This window comes from Microbacterium foliorum, assembly GCF_006385575.1.
GTDB classification, from domain to species: Bacteria; Actinomycetota; Actinomycetes; order Actinomycetales; family Microbacteriaceae; genus Microbacterium; species Microbacterium foliorum_B.
This window is the reverse complement of sequence record NZ_CP041040.1, coordinates 495533-510702: the sequence shown is the minus strand read 5'-3', so window position 1 is coordinate 510702 and position 15170 is coordinate 495533. Positions and strand designations below refer to the sequence as shown.

The following is a 15170-nucleotide window of genomic DNA, read 5'->3' as shown; positions in this document are numbered from 1 at the left end:
GCGGACAGGCGTCACCTTCGTGAGTCTCGGAGTGACTCTACTTCACCAGCAAGTCGTCGAACAGTACGGCAACCGGCCCATTCGTCGCGCTACCGGACAGGTACGTGAGCATGCCCACCTGCCCGGCTTGCTGCAGTTCCGCCTGCGAATCGGTCGTCGTGACCGTCCACGCGGCCGGTTCTGTAGTTCCGACCGGCCACACATTCCCGTTGAGGGTGGTGGTCCCGCCAACGCTCAGGAGCTGCAGACGCAGATTCAGCTGCGCGTTGGCCGAATGAGTGTATCCCGACAACGAGCGGTTCGCGATGATCGTCTCGACACCGCCAACTACCTTGGCGATACTCACCGTGACGACGCCGGACGAGGCGATCCGCAGCTTCAGGCGATACTCTCCGGCCGCCGTCTTGCGCGAAGTCAGGTTGACGTGAGCACCACCACCGTTCGCCACACGGTCGGTAGCGACGACCACGCGCGCGTCGGAGTCGAGCACGCTCACCCCGGCGAGTGCAGCCCACCTCGTCTGGCCTGGCCCGGTCGCGAATCGCGCGGTTCCGCCAGCGACGCTGAGTCCAGCTGTGCCTGTCCAGGCGCCGCCGAACGGTGCAGTGCCGAGTCCCGGATCGATGTTTCGGTCGAAGTCATCCTGCGCGACGGGGTCGCCTGCAACCGGCGGCGCGGTGACCGTGACATTTCCGGCGAACGCCGCGCTCGCCGAGCCCTCACTGTCCGTCACCGTCAAGGTGACGGGGTATGTGCCTGCAGCAGCGTAAGTGTGCGTAGGATTCGCCTCGGCCGATGTCGAACCATCGCCGAACGACCATGCGTAGGCGGCGATGGTCGCTCCGTCCGACGCTGCGGACCCTGAGGAATCGAAAGCCACGGCGAGATCGGTGGCGCTCGCTGTGAAGGTCGCGACAGGATCGGCGTGTGGCGGGTCCACTGCAGGTCCGATCGCCGTCACATTGTCGACGGCCACGACAACCGGCGCGTTCGTCGTGCTCCCCGACAGATACGAGAGCACCCCGATCTGTCCAGCGCCCTGCAGCTCGGCTGTGGCATCAGACGCGGTGACGAACCATTCGGCCGGCTCACTGCCGCCTGCTGGCCAGACCTTGAGCCGCAGCGCGGTCACTCCCGAAACCGTTACGGTCTCCAACCGCATCAGCAGCTCGGCGTTCGCGGTCTGCGTGTAGCCGGTTAGCACCTTGCTGACCAGCTGCGTCTCGGTTGTTCCGAGCTGTCGGGCGAGGCTGACCGTAACCGCACCGGTCGGCGAGATACGGAGCTTCGCCCGATAATCACCGGCCGAGCTCTTGTGTGTAAGGAGGTTGAAGTGCACGCCACCTCCGTTCGCGACTTTATTCACCGAAACCTGAGCAGTGACATTCAGGTCTCCCGCGTTGACGCCGCTGAGCATGCTCGAACGAGTCTGCCCCGGATTCATCGTGATCCGCCCCGTTCCCGTCTCGACGCTGAGACCGGCCGCACCGGTCCAGACGCCGCCGACGGGTGCGGTTCCCCAACCAGATCCTGACTGACGCTCGAAATCATCCTGGGCGACGAAGTTCTGAGCCGCGACGCTGATGCTCTTCACGACAGGCTCGCTGATCGCGCCCAGGCTATCGCTGACCGTGAGAGTCACCGAGTAGGTACCATTCTCTGCGTACGGGTGCGAAGGGCTCACACCTGAACCGGTGCTTCCGTCGCCGAAGTCCCACGCGTAGGTCAGGGCCGCGCCGTCTGCAGCTGTCGACGACGTCGCGTCGAAGGTGGCGGTGAGTCCCGTCGCCGTCGAAGTGAAACCCGCCGTCGGCGCTTGGTGCGTCACTGTGACCTGTGAGGTCGCCGGCGTACTCACCGCTCCTTCGCTGTCCGTCACCGTCAAGGACACCGTGTATTCTCCGGCTGCCGGGAAGGTATAGGTGGGCGCCGCTTCTGTGGACGTCGCTCCGTCCCCGAAAGTCCAGGCGTACGAGGCGAGAGTCGCACCGTCCGTCGTGGTCGACGCGGAGGCATCGAACGCCACCGACAGACCCGCAGGTGCGGAGGTGATGACTGCGGTAGGAGCGAGATGCGGCGCTGTGGCGACGACGGAGATGGACTTCGTCGCTGTCATGTTGGCGCTGTCGCGCACGGTCACCCTTACTTCGTACGTTCCAGCCGCCTGATAGACGTGCGATGCGGTGACCCCTGTCGCGGTCTGACCGTCACCGAAATCCCAGGAGTACTGAACGATCGACCGACCTGCCGGCGCGGTGGATCCCGATGCGTCGAGCGTCCACGCGAGGTCGTCACCTGTTGCAACGGCGTCCGCGCTGGGTCGAGCCAGTTCCGCGCCCACTGCGTAGTGAGCGGCGACCTGATCAGCGCTCAGACTTGTGGGATACACAGCGACCTCGTCGATCCGCCCGCTGAACGACGATGAACTCGGCTGATTCGGCCAGCCGCCCAGGTTGTCTCCGCCCACGCGCCAGAACCCGTCATACGCCTGGGCCGTGGTCGTGTTCGGATCGGAAGCGACGAGCACGCCGTCAACGTAGAGCTTCATGCCGCCGGCGCCCTGAGAAGCCACCACGTGGTGCCAGGCACCATTCCGATATGACGACGGAGAGGTGATGGTTCTGACCCCGCCGGGGTAAGCCCCGAAGACCAGGCGCCCGTCATTCTGCATATAGAGATGACGATCGTAGCTTCCCGAGTTGCCCGTCGCAGCATTACCGAAACCGATGAGCTTGCCTCCCGAAGAGGTGGTCGTGTTGAACCACATCTCCACGGAGTACGTCGACGGACCGGCCACGCTCCGAGGCGAAGCGATACCGCTCGAAGCCGAGCCATTGAAATTAGCGGAACCACCGCCTGCGTCCGCACCGATCGCAGTTCCGGCTGACCAAGTCACGCCCGAACCGACGACGCCGTCGTTGGACCCAGCCCAGTCGACAGCACCATCTCGATTGCCGAGCCTCCAATAGGTGGCCGGGTCGTCGTTCAGCACAGCGTTCGCGTACTCAGAGGGCGGCGTCGAACTTACCGTCACCGATACCGAAGCACTCGATGTCGCATTGCCGTCACCGTCTCGAGCCACCACGCGGTACGTCTGAGCAGAGCCGGAGGGCAGCCCCGTGTCCTCGAGCGTCACCTGCGGCATATTCCAGAAGGTGGAGCTGGCAGTCTTTGAGGAGACAGGTGCCGCTGCGCCGTCGCGCCAGAGCTCGTATGTCAGGTTGAGATCGTCCCGATCCCAGTTCGCGGGAATGGAGACACGCACGGATTCGGCGCGAACGGACTTCGCAACGGGCACCCATGCGGCGCCCGTGAGCCGTGGAGCCTGCTTGGCGCCACCGGCGGGGTGCGTGGAGAAACGTGCGATCCCCTGGTTGCGCTGGGAGTTCACATAGGGGAACTCACCTCCGACGACGACGTATTCCCCGTTGCCGGTGACCGTCCAACCCGCCTGGCCCGAGCCCGACGCCGTGCCTGTAGTCCAATCCGGGTACCAGTTCACCGCAGCCGGCGCAGGGTAACCGCCCCAGTCGGCATAGATCGAGTTGACTGAGGGCGACGTGGTCAGGGTTCCCTTCTGCGCCGCCGTGTAGATCGTGGCGTGCCTCAGGTTTCCGGGCGCGGGGTACGCCTGCGGAAGGCCGCCGGCGGTCTGGCAATCGTGCTCGTGACCCGTGCTGTAGACGTTCGTGCCGTCCGAGTACACGCCGTAGTGGTCGCCGTGGCAGTCCGCGATCCAGCGCACCGCTCCAGTACCCGCCTCGGCAGCGAAGAGACCCTCGAGGTTGCCGACCGTCTTGTCGGCGAACACCCACCCTGTGCCGTAGACGGCTGAGCCGTCCGTCGTCAGGGTCGAGATCCCGGCCTTTCCGGCGCTGCTGCCGGTTCCCCACCCGTTCTTGACCGTAGCGGTGACCGCCCAGGGCAAGACCGCACCGTTGTTCACGTCCAGAGCCGCGAGGCCCCTCTGCGAGGCGTCGTTCACCATCGCAAAGCGACCGCCGATGAGGAGCTTCTCCTGAGTCGGATCCATTACCATCGTGTCGACCTGACGATCGGTCGTGGGCGCCCACCCGAGAACCGCGCCGGCGCGGCTCACTGCGGCGAGATTCTTGCGCACCTGCCCGCCGGCGGCGCCGATCAGTCCACCGATGTAGATCGTCGAGTCGGTCGCGACGATTGCGTTCACATACGAACCGCCCATGGCCGGCTTGAACGAGGAGACCAGCTGCCCCGTGGCAGTGTCGAACGCTGCGAAGTTGAAACGGGTCTGACCGTCGACGGAGTTGAAAGAGCCACCGACGTAAAGACGCGTGCCGTCGGGCGACACTGCGAGCGCTCGCACCGTGCCGTTGATCTGCGGCGCAAAGGCCGTCGCGACTCCGGTGTTGATGTCGTAGGCGAGCAGATTGCTACGGGGCATGAGGTTGGCCCCTTGCGCCGCACCCGCCGGGCGGGCATTGGAGAAGGTACCTCCTGCGTAGACGGTGTTGCCGTTGATCACCTGCGCCAGGACGATGCCGGAGTCGATCTGCACCGTAGGCAAGGGGTCGGCCGTCACCGTGCTCTCATTGCGTTGTTCGATGGGCGCGCGCTGATCAGCAGCAGATGCAGGAGCCCCCACTCCGGTCGCGAAGCCCACGCCTATCACTGTCGAGGCCACCAGCATCGCCAAGAGGCGGCGGAGGCGAGAAGGACGGTTCATTCGGGTATCTCCTAGATCTCACCGACGAACAGCGCAACCGGCGCGCCCGCCACATACTCGACTGTGATGGAAAGGTCGTCCCGCTGCTCTGCGGGAATACCGAAGACATAGGTGCCCACTGCATCGCCGCCCGCGGCGATCTCGCCGGAGAAGGGCGCGGCGGGAGCGGAAGTGGTCGGCTGACCGAAGGCGCCGTCAGCGCCGGTCAGCGAGACCATCACCGAGCTGAGATCGACGGTCGAATCGGTGCCGTTCGTGATCTTCAGTCGCACCGCGACGGCCGGACCAGCGATCTCCCCGGGGGTTTCAGCCTTGGTCTCTACTCGTTCAGCCTCCGTGACGGCGATGACCATCCCGTCGTCGAGTTCCGCGGGTCGATCCAGCGGAGTCTCTACCGCGGCGGCAGCTGGAACGGGCTGATCCTCTTCAGCCACGACGACGTCGTCAACCGTCCCCCCGCCCGGCGCAGGCACAGTGGCCGTGGCGACAGGATCAGAGTTCTGCGATCCGTCAGCGATCGGTTCCGAGGTGCATCCAGCGAGCAGCAGCCCAGCTACGAGCACAGCTGACGCGCCGAGCACGGTTCTCCCGCATCCGAGTACGCTCGAATATTTGTTCCCCATGGTCATCTCCCCAGACGACGGCTGTCACGCGAAGACGCGCGACAGATAATTCCCCAGTGAATCTCCCGCCCCACGCGGGAGAGAGCCGCGCGCCCCAATCACGCAGACGGCCCTTCAGCGCCAGAATATCACGGTTCGCGCACAAGGCAAGCAAAAAGTCGCCGACCGGTGCACACGTCGATGAGAACTACGACCCGACGGTCCGTCTCACCCGGGATCGAACGGCATCGAGCACGCGATCCCGCTTGGCGGTACGAAGGAATCGCCGGACCTCCCGCTCATCGGCGAACAGTTCTCGTCCAGTCCAGAAATCCGCGAGCATCGCAGTACCCGAAGCATCCAGCCGTCCCATCGCCCTGCGATGCACAGCAAACAGGGGAGCCTCCCATCGGGTCACCTCCGCCAGCGCGGCGCCCACGCCCGCGCCGTCAGCGGCTCCACCCCAGACGGTCGGCGACTGGATCGCTTCTCCGTCGAGCATCTCCGACCAGCCTCCACTGCGTCGCGCAACCCAGCCCGAGTACAGGAAGAACTCCGAGAGATTCTGCTTCACGAACTCCTCCGCGAAAGGGCGGCCCGAACGGTCGGCGACGTCGGCGATGACGGACTGCGCCACTTCTGTGTTCATCACGAACGGCGTCGACGTCGGTGGGAATCGGTCGGCAAGCGACTCGCTCAATCCGAGGTACGCCAGTGTCGTGCGCAGCCGAGGAAGAAGCGGATGCGCTGCGTAGCTGTGGAAGCCGCCACGAGCCCGCCCATCGGGCGCGACGAAGTCGCTGCGTGCGACCGACCTCACGAAGTGATTCTTCGCGTCGAGCAACACATACCACGGCGTCTCGACGGTTGTGGAGACCGAGATCTTCAGCACCTGTTGGAGGGTCCAGCCCGACGCAAACGGCAGGTGGGTCAGTTCCTCGGCGCGGCCGATCCGGACTCGCGGCGCAAGCACTCCGTACTCGGAGAGGAGACTTCTGCGAGCACGCGTCCCGAGCCCCGGCGAGCCGTTGTCGATGACGATGATGGTCTCCACCACCGAGGCATCGAGGAACCGCGCCATAGAACGGGCCTGCAGCCGGAGAAGTGCGTCCTCCGCACGGAAGGTGACCGTGACGAACGTCAGGCCCTTCGTCTGCCCGTCGGTCATCGCATCGACCTGTCGAACGGCCGCAGCGGATCAGCGGCGAACTCGAGGACGTCGTCCGCGGTGAGTCTCGAGTCCGCCGTCGACCGGCTGGTCTCGAGACGGAGTCCGGGACCCGCCAGCTGCTGAGCCACCTCAGGAAAGCTGGAGAAGTGCGGACCGATGAGATGCCCGGCTCCGGCGAGAAGGTAGAGGTCGACGACAGACGACTCCAAGGCTCTCCGGGTGTTGTACCCGCCCTTGTCCTCCAGCGCGAAGGTGGAGGGGATGGCGTCCTGGATCGTCTGCTGCGCCTCAGGCGTGTCCGCTGATACGAAGAAGCTCACATCGCGCTCCGCGCGTATCTCCTTCATCCGCTGGACATACCACTCGACGGGAGAGTGCTCCAGTGTCTGAGCGTTCGAGACCGCGTGAGTCCGGACCATCACGCCGACGTAGGGTCGGCCCATCAATCTCTCACCATGCAAGGCGCGCACCCGATCCTCGATGGCGGCAACCGGCTCGAGCCGCTGGAGCAGTCGCCCCCACGGCTCGGAATCCGGCGGCAAAGTGAGGGCGTGCGGAGTGCGAATCTGCCACACGCTGTCGTCTGCAGCCGATTCCATCCATTCGAGCGAGTGATTCCGGTAGGGATGCCGCAGCGAGAGCAGGCGTGATTCCGCAACCGAGATCCTGCGTTCGTCGAATCGCCAGAGGTCCGTCAGATCGGCGCCGAATCGCCTCCCGGTGGGCCAGGTGTACGAGAACGAACGCCCTTGTGTCCGCGCCAGCGACAGCGCTCCGAGCGTCACCCGGAGCCGGTTGCCCAGACCGTGGTACGCGCCGATGAATGCGACGACCCGCTTCGACGAACTCTCACCCATGACGCGTCGCTGCCTCTCTTGCAGTGCGCACGAAGCGCCATCCCTCCCATGTTCCCCGAGCCGCGGGCCACAGAGTGCGAAGCGGCCGCACGAACTGGCGCCTCCCACCTCGAAGCAGAATGTCCCACGCCGCTTTCGGCGCGGTACGCACCCAACGTCGCTGTGCGGCCGGCGGCACATGTTTGGCAGCGAACACCAGACGGTTACGGGTGTTGAAACGGTAATAGATCGCTGACTTGGACCGGCCGCCCCCCTGGGTGCCGCCAGGGCTGTGGACAGCGACGATGCTCTCGTCCACCTTGATTCGACCGCCAGCCGCAACCACGCGGACGGAGAGATCCACATCCTCCCAGTACAGGAAGTAGTCGTCATCGAAGCCGCCGACGCGGTTCCACAGCTCAGCCCCCACCGCCAGGCAGGCTCCGCTGACCCAGATGGCTGAGGCGGCATACCGGCGCCCGCCCACCGCCCTGCGAAGGGATCCTGTGGCGAGATCCACTTCCATCGCCGAGGAGAAGTGGCCGCCGTCGGGACGCAACACCATCGGCGCGACGAGGGTGCCGGGCTCGGAGCCCGCCGCCACGAGGCGCGCGAGTCCGTCCTCGGGGATGTATGCGTCAGGGTTGAGCAGCACGAGCACCTCCGCTCCGCGCGCTATCGCCGCGCTGGCCGCGAGGTTCATGCCTCCGCCGAACCCCAGATTCGACGCCGGCGACAGCAGGTTCCAGCCGGCACGCGCGCTGAGAGCGAGAAGCTCCGCACGCTCCTCGGGCGTGCTGAGGTTGTCGACGATGACGACATCCATGTTCTCGGGAACCGCAGTCCTCGCGAGGTTCTCCTCCAGCAGACGGCGCGAACCGTAGTTGACGATTAGGAGCGCCGACCGGATGCTCATCGGGTCCGCTCGCCATCGATCCGCCTCATGTCGCGGAACCATTTGATCGCGGCCGCGATGAGAAAGACCAGGCAGCACACAGCCAGTGCGCCGTAGAGAAGGATGAATCCGGAGGTCCAGCCCCAGAAAACGAAAGCGGCGCAGAGGATGCCGAAGTCGGTCGGCAACAGCAGGAACGAGCGCATGCTCCCACCACCTCCCACGGCCGTGGACGAGGCCACGGACGCTTTGCCCTTCAGGAGGTCGTTGAGGATCATCCCGAAGAAGGTCGTGTTGGCCACCACAGCGAATATCAACGGAAAAGCAAGCATCCCGACGGGCAGGATATCGACGCGCGCCAGGCCAACGAGCACCGCGAGGTGGAGACTGCTGATCTTCAAGGCGTCGATGAAGTGGTCGAGCCACTCCCCTGCAAGGGACCCACCCCCGCGCAGACGAGCAACCTGCCCGTCTGCCGAGTCGAGCGCATAGCCGACCGCGAGCAGAAGCCAGATCGCGAGACCGGACAGCAGGGTCACCGGGGCGGCTGCGATCAGGGCGATGCCCGTGAACGTGAACAGCGCGCTGACCAGGGTCACCTGATTGGGGGTCGCACCCAAACGGTATGCGACCGCCGCGAAGAACCGCCCAACCGGTCGATTCACGTAGATCGAGTACGCGGGCGCGCCCGCAGCACGTCCCTTCTGCGCGGAACGGAGACGCGCGAGCGTCTGCGCGAATGACTCCAACGCGCCGGATTCCCCAACTTCAGCATGCGTGCTCACGAGGATCAGTATGCCCTGCTGCACCCGCTGGCGGGTTCAGACGGTACATTGTCTCATTGGGAAGGGGGCGTTGTGGGGACTCTCCGTGTCATGCAGACGTTCGGCGTGCCGAGGCCGACGACGAATCCGTACATCGTGCAGCTCGCCGCTGCCCTCGAGGCCGAACCTCGGATCGAGCACTTGCCTTTCCGGTGGCACTCCGCGCTTTTCGGCGGGGTCGATGTGCTGCACGTGCATTGGGCGGACACTCTGCTGGCGGGACGTACGCCGCTCACGCGCTCAGCGAAGCGTGTCGCGATGGCCTTGTTGCTGCTGCGCATCAGAGTGCGTCGCATTCCGGTGGTTCGGACGGTGCACAATCTCAGCCTGCGTGACGCAGGTCGCATGGACGCGACGTTGATGCGGATGCTCGAACGACGGACGAAGCTTCGGATTCATCTGACTCCGACGACCCCGGATGAACCCGGGACGCCCTCGGTTGTGATTCCGCATGGACACTACGTCGAGTGGTTCGCCCAGTTCCGCAAGGAGGACATGGTGCCCGGTCGGATCGGATATGTCGGATTGCTGAAAGTGTATAAGGGCATCGACCGGCTGCTACAGGCGTTCGGCGAGGCGAAGACCCCCGGAATCTCGCTCAGACTCGCCGGCAAACCAGCCGACGAAGACACCGCTGCCTTCGTCGCCCAACGGCTACCTGCATTGCCGGACGCTCAAGCCGAGCTCCGGTATGTGAGCGAGGCAGAACTCGTCGCTCTCGTGACCTCGAGCGAGGTCGTGGTGCTGCCATATCGGGAGATGCACAATTCCGGGGCTGCTCTGGCCGCTCTTTCTCTGTCACGGCCTGTAGTCGTACCCGCCAACCCGACCAATGCCGCGCTCGCTGAAGAGGTTGGGGCCGGGTGGGTGCTGCAGTTCGACGGAGCCCTCGATGGCGCTGCGTTGGACCTTGCGCTCTCTCAGTCGCGTTCCGCGGATCGCCCAGTCGGCCCCGATCTCTCCGGACGAGGCTGGTCCGAGGCCGGGAGACTCCACGCAGACGCTTATCTGCGCGTCGCGGGAGACCAAGCGCGAAGGAAAGAACGACGGTGAATCGACATGTGATCGCGATACCGACATTTCGTAGGCCGAAGGCGTTGGTGCGCGCACTGCACGCGGTCGAGATGCAGCTCCATGAGGTGCATCCGCCGGACAATGCCATGATCCTCGTGATCGACAACGATCCCGCTGGGTCAGGACGCGCGACTGCTGAGTCCTTCGGCGTGCAGTACGTCGTGGAACCGTCGCCGGGGATTGCTGCCGTGCGGAATCGAGCTCTGACAGAGTGCGCGGATGCCGCGACGGTCATCTTCATCGACGACGACGAGGCACCCGAACCGGGCTGGCTTACCGCGCTCTTGAGCGTCTACCGTCGCTTCTCGCCGACCGCAGTGGCGGGCAAGGTCGTCACCACCTTCCCCAGCGATACTGAAGAATGGGTCCGAGCGAGCGGCGCCTTCATACGGCCACAACGCAGGCATGAGCAGCTGATGACCGAGGCTGCGACGAACAATCTGCTCCTGGACATCGCTGAGATTCAGCGCCTCGGGCTGAGGTTCGACGAGCGATTCGGTCTGACCGGCGGTAGCGACAGCATGTTCACTCGACTCTTGACCGCGCGAGGGGGAACCATCCGGTGGGCCGAGGATGCCGTCGTGGTGGAACAGGAGGACGCTGGGAGATTCACACGCGCCTGGGTACTCATGCGGACGTTCCGTTTCGGTAACACCTCTACTCGGGTGACGATCGCACTCGCCGATACCGCGGTGGCACGCGTCAGTGCTCGCGCGAGAATGGCGGCACGGGGTGCAGTCCGTATCGTCGGCGGTGCTGGTCGATGGGTGCTCGGCGCCGTGTCAGGATCTCTGCCTCATCGTGCCCGCGGGCTACGAACCGCGTACCGCGGGGCGGGGATGGTCGCCGCCGCGACGGGCTATGCGCATGACGAGTACGGCCGTCGGCGCGCAAAGCAGGCCGCCTGACCCGCGCTTCCTTCCCCGGCGAGGATGGCCATACCAGCCCCCTCGGCCACAGAGCGGCTGGATATCACGACGATGAGGCCCGGCGCTCACGAGCGCCGGGCCTCATCGTCGGTCATGCCGCTGGGCATCGGCGTCCGATGTCAGTCCAGGACAACGAAGGAGTTGGCAACGGCCTTGGTGGCCTCCCAGATGTTTCCACTGAGTGATGGGGCATTCGTCTGAGGAGCGATCACCGCACATGTGCGGTGGAGACGCTCCGGCCCGAAGACATTGCCCACGATCGACGGGCGGATGGGCTGCGGCGTGGCGGCGATGTTGATGCTGCATGCCCCGCCCTGGATGTAGTTATCCCGGATCGTCAGAGTGCCCAGTTGTGCGAGGCTCTTGTTCTGAGTCACCTGAATCGCTGCATTATGCGCATCTTCCAGCCTGTTGCCCTCGATGAGAATGGAACCGCCCGCCTCGATCTGAATCGAATCGTCGTGCGTCGCCGCCCCGTTGCGGAGCGGATCGCTTGCCCAATACGAGCTGTCGTGCAGCCATGAGGCTCGCACCGTGACGTTGTTGCCGATGATGCGGATCGGATCCACCACGTTATAGATCTCGACGCGTTCTGCGACGAAATTCGACCCGAATATGCCGTTCCAGCGCGGATTCTCGTACGCCGCGTAGATCTCGGAATCCCTGATCGTAAAGGGCTGACCGGAGACAACGTTGGACACCAGACCGACGCTGTTGGCGTTTTGCCCGCCCACGATGCGGGAGTTCCGGATGACGACCCCCGGCGCTTTGATGATGATGGAACCGCGCACCTCAACACCGTCGATCACCGTGTTCGCTTTCTCGACGACAAGGTCACCGTTGTGCACGGAGAGAGCAGTTCCCTGCGGTACCCCCGTGTTCGTGGCGTCTGGTAGATCGCCACTGGGGTTCGCCGGCCGCGACGGTTCCGGGGTGGGCTTGGGAGCCGGTGCAGGCGGGGAAGACGGGGTGGGCTTGGGAGCCGGGGTGGGCTTGGGAGCCGGTGCGGGCGGGGAAGACGGCGTGGGCTTGGGAGCCGGCGCGGGCGCCTGCGGTGCAGCGACGGCTTTGAGCTCCAGTACGCGCGCGCTCAACTTTCCGCCTGATTGCTGCGCGTACAGAGTGAGTCGGCTCGACCCGGATTGCAATCGATTCTTCGACTTGTCAGACGCCTTCACAGAAACGCTGGCGCCCTGACCGATCCGAGTCGTCGTCGTGAGCTTGACCTCGGAAGTTCCCGACACCGTCAGGTTGATCGAGAGTCGTTCTCCGGCACGGAGCTTCACTGGCAGTCGCTTCGCGGAGGAGAGCGAAGTCGACGTGTGCCCGGCGCCTGTCGTGTTGTTGCGTTTGATGGTGACAACCGTGATGCCAGTCGAGTAGACGCGCGCTTGAGCGACGTAGGCACCGCCCTTGCCCGTCCGGGCTTCGACGGATGTGTAGACACTCGTCCCGGCCTTCGGGAGCGTGCTGAGGCTCAGGGTCGCCCGAGCACTCACATCGGCGCTCGACGCGGAACTTATCGCAATCGTCCTCGTCGATCCGGGGCGGATGTCGTAGGTCTCCGCCGCCATCGCGGGCTGCGGAGATGCGACGCAGCACACGACGATCGCGGCGATCACGCTGGCGACCAACATAGGTCGCGCGCGGGGACGGTCTCGCTGGCGTCTGGGGAAAATGTCGCGGAGCAAAGTCATATCGAAAGTCGGGCCCTTTTCATGAAGAATCTTGCTTCTTACGCCGAGCCTGAACAGTTCTCCTTTGCGCATCGCAGCCGGTCAAGCCGGCAACAGCGCTCGTCGGAACCGACGGAGCTCGGATCCCTCCCCCAGGGAGAACGATACATCATCGTTATCTACGGAATTCTCCGCGAAGCTCAGAGCTCGCCGGGCTTCATCGCCTCGGCATCGATCGCCCGGATGATGCGCAGGGTCGCGGTGTCGGGCTTCGGTTCGCCCGTCGTCGCATCCACCTTCGCGTGCCGTTTCGGCGCATATACGACGAGAGAGTGGAAGAGGAAGCGCGCGAAGAAGGCGACGATGAGCGACAGCCCGGTCGCGAGCACACTCGATATATGCCATGTCTCGACCATCAGCGCCATCACCGGGATCCGCAGCGCGGCCTCGACGTTGTTGAACGTGAACGACGCCGCGAAGCGACCGCCCAGCCCGCGCGCATCCGTTCGCATATCCGCGAAGACGAATCGCTCCTGCAGGATGAAGTTGCCGATGATGGTGACCTCGGCGCCGATGATCGCCGCCCAGATATAGGGAACGCCGGCCAGCGTCAGCAGCCACATGATGCCGAGGTTGGCGACCGCTCCGATCACACCGATCATCGCGAACAGCGACATCTTGCCGAATCGCAGTCTGGCGAGGTGCGCGACGAAGGTCGCCCCCTGACGCAGGCTCGCCTTGGAGGTTCCGTGGCGTCGCTCGCCGAACTCCATCGGCACCTCGGCGATGCGCAGATCGGTGCGGGCGAGGATCTCGAGGAGGATCTTGAAGCCCTGCGGCTTGAGAGAGGAGAGGTCCAGGCGCGTGCGATCGACCAGGAAGAAGCCGGTCATCGGATCGGTGCTGCGGGCGAGGCGGATCGGGAACATCGATCGGGTCAGCCAGGTGGCCGACCGGGATACCCCGAACCGCACGGCAGTGCCGAGACCGCTCGTGTCGCCACCGCCGATGTAGCGCGACGCGGCGACGACATCGGCATCGCCGTCGTCATGGCGCAGCAGTAGAGCGGGAAGCAGTTCGGGCGGATGCTGCAGGTCGCCGTCCATGACGATGCAGAGATCGGAGTGCGCGGCCTCGAGCCCGACGACGACGGCTCCCCCGAGTCCGCCGGTGTTGTCGGTGCGGTGGATGACCCTGACCGGCAGCGGGGCGTCGGCGGCGACGCGCTCGACCTCGGCGGCCGTGCTGTCGGTGCTGTCGTCGACGAAGAGGATCTCCGCGTCGTAGGCGGCGAGCGCGACGGCGGTGCGGGCCACGAGCTCAGCGACGTTCTCGCGCTCGTTGAAGGTCGGCACGATGACGGTGACCGATGTCCCCACTGTGCGCCCCCTCCCCTGTGCCGACAGCACTGCGGACTCCATAGTTCCATGTGTTCCTATGCAGGGGGAAACGGCGACCTGCTAGAGTGACGGGATGCGGCTGTGGGAGTCGCTGGGCGGATGGGGATCCGCCTTCTGGGGAATTACTGATCTGGGGAGATCATGGGGACGCGCATCGGCTATGCCGTGGGTGCTTTCGACCTGTTTCACGTCGGGCATCTCAACCTTCTTCGTCACGCCAAGCAGCACTGCGACATTCTCGTCGCCGGTGTCGTCAGCGATGAGATGCTGCGACAGGTGAAGGGCATCGAGCCCGTCATCCCGACCGCCGAGCGGGCGGAGATCGTCCGTCACATCTCGTTCGTCGACGATGTGTACGTCGAGACCAGTCCGTCGAAGATGGACTCGTGGCGAGACGTGCAGTTCACGCACTTCTTCAAGGGCGACGACTGGCGCGGCACCGACAAGGGTCTGCGGCTCGAGCGGGAGTTCGCGGAGGTGGGCGTCGAGGTCGTGTACTTCCCGTACACGGCGCACACGTCGAGCTCGTCGCTTCGCCGCGCGCTCGATGCGATCAGCGCCGGTGCCACCGTCGGCGCTCCGGCGCTCGCGACCCGCTGAACCCGCCCGCGGACACCGAGTCGGCGAACATCGGACTCGCAGACTCAGTTGGTGACGCCGAGCAGGCTGCGCGCCATCCTCGCCACGTGCGGCGGTGTATGAGCGCCGAGCCAGACCGTCCACTGCAGCGCGGGCTCCGCGCACGTCCACTCGACGCACCAGGAGTGCACGGCATTCGCGAGGCGCTCGCCCTTCGCGTGCTGACGGATGCCGTCGCCGCGCAGGAGCCAGCGCACGGATACCCCTTCGGGCACGTCGATGTGGCGGAACTGGATGCGCGCGGCAGCCTCGAGAAGGATGACCCCCTCTGCGTCCCAGGGCAGCCGCGCGGCGATCGCGGCGATGGCTCCGGCATCGGTCGAATCGCCGGCGATGAGCACGACCCCCTCGATGTTCTCCCAGTCGGGGTCTTCGAGATGCTCGCACGCGCTGTTCATGCTCCAACTATAGGTAAGGCT

General features: G+C 65.2%; 12 protein-coding genes. 3 read left to right on the top strand and 9 right to left on the bottom strand.

Annotated features, from left to right (window positions below):
- Positions 1–37 precede the first annotated feature (37 nt).
- The 6 genes from FIV50_RS02460 to FIV50_RS02435 all read right to left on the bottom strand — a co-directional run bounded on the left by FIV50_RS02460 (position 38) and on the right by FIV50_RS02435 (position 8994).
- Positions 38–4705 (bottom strand): PKD domain-containing protein, encoded by a 4668-nt coding sequence (locus FIV50_RS02460; protein WP_140036044.1) that lies wholly within the window; start codon positions 4703–4705, stop codon positions 38–40.
- An 11-nt stretch (positions 4706–4716) separates the two neighbouring features.
- The gene (locus tag FIV50_RS02455) at positions 4717–5334 is read right to left on the bottom strand and encodes a DUF4352 domain-containing protein (RefSeq protein WP_140036043.1); all 618 of its coding nucleotides are present in this window, start codon (positions 5332–5334) and stop codon (positions 4717–4719) included.
- Positions 5335–5515: 181 nt separating this feature from the next.
- Positions 5516–6475, bottom strand: a complete 960-nt coding sequence (locus FIV50_RS02450) for a DUF6492 family protein (protein WP_140036042.1) — start codon at positions 6473–6475, stop codon at positions 5516–5518.
- Positions 6472–7335, bottom strand: a complete 864-nt coding sequence (locus FIV50_RS02445; protein ID WP_140036041.1) for a hypothetical protein — start codon at positions 7333–7335, stop codon at positions 6472–6474. The genes FIV50_RS02450 and FIV50_RS02445 overlap by 4 nt, the downstream gene beginning before the upstream one ends.
- Positions 7328–8230, bottom strand: a complete 903-nt coding sequence (locus FIV50_RS02440) for a glycosyltransferase (protein ID WP_181164310.1) — start codon at positions 8228–8230, stop codon at positions 7328–7330. Before FIV50_RS02440 ends, FIV50_RS02445 begins: the two co-directional genes overlap by 8 nt.
- Positions 8227–8994: a CDP-alcohol phosphatidyltransferase family protein gene (locus tag FIV50_RS02435; protein ID WP_258184376.1), complete on the bottom strand. Its 768-nt coding sequence runs from the start codon at positions 8992–8994 to the stop codon at positions 8227–8229. The genes FIV50_RS02440 and FIV50_RS02435 overlap by 4 nt, the downstream gene beginning before the upstream one ends.
- 90 nt (positions 8995–9084) lie before the next feature.
- Here FIV50_RS02435 and FIV50_RS02430 point away from each other — a divergent pair, with 90 nt between their 5' ends.
- Together FIV50_RS02430 and FIV50_RS02425 are read left to right on the top strand one after the other, a co-directional pair.
- Positions 9085–10086 (top strand): glycosyltransferase, encoded by a 1002-nt coding sequence (locus tag FIV50_RS02430; protein ID WP_219846242.1) that lies wholly within the window; start codon positions 9085–9087, stop codon positions 10084–10086.
- On the top strand, positions 10083–11015 hold the full coding sequence (locus FIV50_RS02425) for a glycosyltransferase family 2 protein (protein ID WP_308810384.1): 933 nt from the start codon (positions 10083–10085) through the stop codon (positions 11013–11015). Before FIV50_RS02430 ends, FIV50_RS02425 begins: the two co-directional genes overlap by 4 nt.
- A gap of 140 nt (positions 11016–11155) precedes the next feature.
- Here FIV50_RS02425 and FIV50_RS17600 read toward each other — a convergent pair whose 3' ends face one another.
- A complete protein-coding gene (locus tag FIV50_RS17600) occupies positions 11156–12658 on the bottom strand; it encodes a right-handed parallel beta-helix repeat-containing protein (protein WP_181164307.1) in 1503 nt (500 codons plus the stop codon).
- 254 nt (positions 12659–12912) lie between these two features.
- A complete protein-coding gene (locus tag FIV50_RS02415) occupies positions 12913–14133 on the bottom strand; it encodes a glycosyltransferase (RefSeq protein ID WP_140036037.1) in 1221 nt (406 codons plus the stop codon).
- A gap of 120 nt (positions 14134–14253) precedes the next feature.
- Between FIV50_RS02415 and FIV50_RS02410 the strand changes: the two genes are divergently transcribed.
- Positions 14254–14712: an adenylyltransferase/cytidyltransferase family protein gene (locus tag FIV50_RS02410; protein WP_140036036.1), complete on the top strand. Its 459-nt coding sequence runs from the start codon at positions 14254–14256 to the stop codon at positions 14710–14712.
- A gap of 44 nt (positions 14713–14756) precedes the next feature.
- On the opposite strand, the gene FIV50_RS02405 is transcribed toward FIV50_RS02410, so the two are convergent.
- The gene (locus FIV50_RS02405) at positions 14757–15149 is read right to left on the bottom strand and encodes an SIP domain-containing protein (RefSeq protein WP_140036035.1); all 393 of its coding nucleotides are present in this window, start codon (positions 15147–15149) and stop codon (positions 14757–14759) included.
- Positions 15150–15170 lie beyond the last annotated feature (21 nt).

Excerpts from the sequence above, each read along its gene's own strand:
- FIV50_RS02455 (WP_140036043.1), bottom strand. The coding sequence starts at position 5,334 with ATGACCATGGGGAACAAATATTCGAGCGTACTCGGATGCGGGAGAACC.
- FIV50_RS02410 (WP_140036036.1), top strand. The coding sequence starts at position 14,254 with ATGGGGACGCGCATCGGCTATGCCGTGGGTGCTTTCGACCTGTTTCAC.
- FIV50_RS02440 (WP_181164310.1), bottom strand. The coding sequence starts at position 8,230 with ATGAGCATCCGGTCGGCGCTCCTAATCGTCAACTACGGTTCGCGCCGT.
- FIV50_RS02460 (WP_140036044.1), bottom strand. The coding sequence starts at position 4,705 with ATGAACCGTCCTTCTCGCCTCCGCCGCCTCTTGGCGATGCTGGTGGCC.
- FIV50_RS02405 (WP_140036035.1), bottom strand. The coding sequence starts at position 15,149 with ATGAACAGCGCGTGCGAGCATCTCGAAGACCCCGACTGGGAGAACATC.
- FIV50_RS02450 (WP_140036042.1), bottom strand. The coding sequence starts at position 6,475 with ATGACCGACGGGCAGACGAAGGGCCTGACGTTCGTCACGGTCACCTTC.
- FIV50_RS02445 (WP_140036041.1), bottom strand. The coding sequence starts at position 7,335 with ATGGGTGAGAGTTCGTCGAAGCGGGTCGTCGCATTCATCGGCGCGTAC.
- FIV50_RS02415 (WP_140036037.1), bottom strand. The coding sequence starts at position 14,133 with ATGGAGTCCGCAGTGCTGTCGGCACAGGGGAGGGGGCGCACAGTGGGG.
- FIV50_RS02430 (WP_219846242.1), top strand. The coding sequence starts at position 9,085 with ATGCAGACGTTCGGCGTGCCGAGGCCGACGACGAATCCGTACATCGTG.